The sequence below is a fragment of the Streptomyces sp. SID5910 genome, assembly GCF_009862125.1.
In the GTDB taxonomy this organism is placed as follows: Bacteria; Actinomycetota; Actinomycetes; order Streptomycetales; family Streptomycetaceae; genus Streptomyces.
Map to the genome: position 1 here is coordinate 1 of NZ_WWHX01000309.1, position 4,345 is coordinate 4,345.

The following is a 4,345-nucleotide window of genomic DNA, read 5'->3' on the forward strand; positions in this document are numbered from 1 at the left end:
CCCGCCCCGGACCGCGTCACGTCCGCCGCCCGCCGCATCGCCGCCCCCGCCCAAGCCACGCCCACGCCCGCCCGGACGGCTCCCGGAGGGCCGGTCGTCCCCGCCCAGACCCCTCGCCGCCCCGTCCCGCAGCTCCGCCCCACGGACCACTTCGCGGAGCTCCTCCTCGACGTGCTCAGCGGCCGGCGCCCCGTCCACGCGATGCTCCGGCACACCGTCGGCCGCGCCTACGACGAACTGGCCCGCCTCGCCGAACGCGGCCCGCTGCGCACCCGCGGCACCCTCCCCGTCGTCCGCGACATCGGCTACTACGAGGCCCGTCCGGGCGCCCTGGAGGTCTTCGCCCGCATCGGCGCGGGCGACCAGTTGCGCGCGATGGCCTTCCGCCTGGAGCAGGGCCGTGACCTGCGCTGGCGCTGCACCGCGGTAGAACTGGGCGGCCCCCGCGGACCGCGGTCGCACGACGAGGACGACGACTGACCCCGGGCACCGGCTACCGGCACGGCCACCGCCACCGGACAGGCCGAAGGGCCGGGCTCCCCAGGGGTGCCCGGCCCTTCCCACCGTCACGGCGCCTCGAAGGCACCGCGGTGTCACTTCTTGCGGCGCCGCCCGCCCTTGGCCTGCTTGCGGCGCTCCGCACGCGTGAGACCGTCGGCCGAGGACCGCGCGGGCTCCTCGTCGGTGGTGAAGTCGCCCTCGACGACACCGCCCTCGCCGTCCACGGTCGGAGCCGAGAAGTGGAGGTCACGGCGCTGCGGCGCGTCCAGCCCCTTGGCGCGGATCTCGGGGCGCGCACCGGCCTGGGCCGGGACGGCGTCCTGCGGGGCCTTCTCCAGCGAGGGAGCGGTGTCCTCGACGGGGACCTCCTCGACCTGCTGCTCGACCTGGACCTCCAGGTTGAACAGGTAGCCGACGGACTCCTCCTTGATGCCCTCCATCATGGCCTGGAACATGTCGAAGCCCTCGCGCTGGTACTCGACCAGCGGGTCCTTCTGCGCCATCGCGCGCAGGCCGATGCCCTCCTGGAGGTAGTCCATCTCGTAGAGGTGCTCGCGCCACTTGCGGTCAAGGACCGAGAGCACGACCCGGCGCTCCAGCTCACGCATGATCTCGGAGCCGAGCTGCGCCTCACGCGCCTCGTACTGCTCCAGGATGTCGTCCTTGATGGACTCCCCGATGTACTCGGCGGTCAGTCCGGCCCGGTCGCCCGCCGCCTCCTCCAGCTCCTCGACGGTGACCTTCACCGGGTAGAGCTGCTTGAAGGCGCCCCACAGGCGGTCGAGGTCCCAGTCCTCGGGGAAGCCCTCGGCGGTCTCGGCCTGCACGTAGGCGTCGATCGTGTCGTTCATGAAGTGCTGGATCTGCTCCTGGAGGTCCTCGCCCTCCAGGACGCGGCGCCGCTCGCCGTAGATGACTTCGCGCTGGCGGTTGAGCACCTCGTCGTACTTCAGGACGTTCTTGCGGGTCTCGAAGTTCTGGGTCTCGACCTGCGACTGGGCGGAGGCGATCGCGCGGGTGACCATCTTGTTCTCGATCGGCACGTCGTCCGGGACGTTCGCCATCGACATGACGCGCTCGACCATCTGGGCCTTGAACAGGCGCATCAGGTCGTCGCCCAGGGAGAGGTAGAACCGGGACTCGCCCGGGTCGCCCTGACGGCCGCTGCGGCCGCGCAGCTGGTTGTCGATGCGGCGCGACTCGTGCCGCTCGGTGCCCAGCACGTAGAGGCCGCCGAGCCTCTCGACCTCTTCCTTCTCGGCCTTGACGGCCTGCTCGGCCCGCTCCAGGGCGGCGGGCAGCGCCGCGGCCCACTCCTCGATGTGCTCCTCGGGGTCGAGGCCCCGCTGGCGCAGCTCCGCCTCGGCGAGGTCCTCGGGGTTGCCGCCGAGCTTGATGTCCGTACCACGGCCGGCCATGTTGGTGGCCACCGTCACGGAGCCCTTGCGGCCCGCCTGCGCGACGATCGACGCCTCACGCTCGTGCTGCTTGGCGTTGAGCACCTCGTGCTGGATGCCGCGCTTGCTGAGCTGCTGCGAGAGGTACTCGGACTTCTCGACCGAGGTGGTGCCGACGAGGATCGGCTGGCCCTTCTCGTGCTTCTCGGCGATGTCGTCGACGACGGCCTCGAACTTGGCGACCTCGGTGCGGTAGATCAGGTCGGACTGGTCCTTGCGGACCATCGGCCGGTTGGTCGGGATGGGCACCACACCGAGCTTGTAGATCTGGTGGAACTCGGCGGCCTCCGTCATCGCCGTACCCGTCATGCCGGACAGGCCGGGGAGGTCCTTGCCGTCGTGGTCGTGGCGCTTGTAGAGGCGGAAGAAGTTCTGGAGGGTGATCGTGGCGAGCGTCTGGTTCTCGTCCTTGATGTCCACCCCCTCCTTCGCCTCGATCGCCTGGTGCATGCCCTCGTTATAGCGGCGGCCGGCGAGGATACGGCCGGTGTGCTCGTCGACGATCATGACCTCGCCGTCGAGGACGACGTAGTCCTTGTCCTTCTTGAAGAGTTCCTTGGCCTTGATGGCGTTGTTCAGGTAACCCACGAGCGGGGTGTTCACCGACTCGTAGAGGTTGTCGATGCCCAGCCAGTCCTCGACCTTGCTGACGCCGGACTCGTGGATGGCGACCGTGCGCTTCTTCTCGTCGACCTCGTAGTCGCCGGTCTCCTCGATGCCCTTGAGGGGGTTGCCCGCCTCACCCTTCTTCAGGCGCGTGACCAGCTTGGCGAAGTCGCCGTACCACTTGGTGGCCTGGTCGGCCGGGCCGGAGATGATCAGCGGCGTACGGGCCTCGTCGACGAGGATGGAGTCGACCTCGTCGACGATGGCGAAGTTGTGGCCGCGCTGGACGAGTTCGTCCTGGGACCAGGCCATGTTGTCGCGCAGGTAGTCGAAGCCGAACTCGTTGTTCGTGCCGTAGGTGATGTCGCAGCCGTACATCTCGCGGCGCTGGGCCGGCGTCTGGTTGGCGAGGATGCAGCCGACCTCGAGGCCGAGGAACTTGTGGACGCGGCCCATCATCTCGGAGTCGCGCTCGGCCAGGTAGTCGTTGACCGTGACGATGTGGACGCCTTCGCCGGAAAGGGCGTTGAGATAGGCGGGCAGCGTGCCGACCAGGGTCTTGCCCTCGCCGGTCTTCATCTCCGCCACGTACCCCAGGTGCAGGGCGGCGCCGCCCATGATCTGCACGTCGTAGTGGCGCTGGCCGAGGACGCGCTTGGCGGCCTCGCGGACGGTGGCGAACGCCTCGGGCAGCAGGTCGTCCAGGGTCTCACCGTCGGCATAGCGCTGCTTGTACTCATCGGTGAGGGCCCGCAGCTCGGCGTCGGAGAGGTCGACGAAGTCCTCTTCGATGGAGTTGACCTGGTCCGCGATGCGGTGCAGCTTGCGCAGGATCTTGCCTTCGCCTGCACGCATGATCTTCGAGAGGACGGACACGGGGGTTGGTCTCCTTGCCGGTCGGGCCTGGGACGGTCGGTTTCCTGTCACTGACTGAGCAACGGCCATCGTATGCGAGGACCCCGCCGCCCCGGGAGGCCTGCCGTAGCGGGGACCGCGCGCTCCTTCTTCCTGCTTCCGGCCGCTGTCACAGGGTTCAACGTGCGAGCCCCGCGGATGGTGCCGCACCCGCCGACCAAATGCACGAAAAGTGACCGCTCGTTCACTCCCGGCAAAAGAATGGCGTGCGCCGCGGGTCGCCCCGCAGAATCGGCCGATGGAACCCCGGACGCTCGCCACCGACCGCCTCGTCCTGCGCACGGTCGGCCCCCAGGACACCGAGGCCGTCCACGCCGCCTGTCAGGACCCCGACATCCAGCGCTGGACGACGATCCCCTCGCCCTACCTCCCGGAACACGCGCGGGGCTTCACGGAGCGGCTGGTCCCCGACGGCTGGGCGAACGAGTCGATGTTCACCTTCGGCCTCTTCCTGCCCTCGGGCGAGCTGGTGGGCATGCTCGGCGTCACGATGATCTCCCCGGGCGTCGGCGAGATCGGCTTCTGGGGCGTCAAGGAGCACCGCGGACACGGCTACGTCACCGAGGCCGCCTCCGCCGTCGCCCGCTGGGCCTTCACCCACCGGGCGATCGACCGCCTGGAGTGGCGCGCCGAGGTCGGCAACACGGCGTCCCGCACGGTGGCCGAGCGCGTCGGCTTCACGATGGAGGGCACGCTGCGCGCCGCGATCATCAACAACGCCACCCGCCGCGACTGCTGGATAGCCTCCCTCCTCCCCCCAGACCTCACCCTCCCCACAACCCTCCCCTACCTCCCGTCGCACCCGCACCCGGCGTAGCCACATCCCGCGTAGCTGCGGGCAATCGTGCCGCTGGGGCGGCACGGGT

General features: G+C 69.7%; 3 protein-coding genes. 2 read left to right on the plus strand and 1 reads right to left on the minus strand.

All coding sequences use genetic code 11. The features are described from left to right. A partial coding sequence (locus GTW67_RS10585) for an Rv3235 family protein (RefSeq protein WP_237518777.1) occupies positions 1-480 on the plus strand: 480 nt, incomplete at its 5' end. A gap of 113 nt (positions 481-593) precedes the next feature. On the opposite strand, the gene secA is transcribed toward GTW67_RS10585, so the two are convergent. Next, complete coding sequence (secA, locus tag GTW67_RS10590; RefSeq protein WP_161164545.1) at positions 594-3,440, minus strand: preprotein translocase subunit SecA; 2,847 nt, start codon at positions 3,438-3,440, stop codon at positions 594-596. A gap of 277 nt (positions 3,441-3,717) precedes the next feature. Between secA and GTW67_RS10595 the strand changes: the two genes are divergently transcribed. Then, positions 3,718-4,296, plus strand: coding sequence for a GNAT family N-acetyltransferase (locus tag GTW67_RS10595; RefSeq protein ID WP_161164546.1), 579 nt, complete (start codon positions 3,718-3,720; stop codon positions 4,294-4,296). Positions 4,297-4,345: the final 49 nt, after the last annotated feature.

What these genes read in the sequence shown, in the direction of transcription:
- GTW67_RS10595 (WP_161164546.1), top strand. Translation starts at nt 3,718, where the DNA reads ATGGAACCCCGGACGCTCGCCACCGACCGCCTCGTCCTGCGCACGGTC.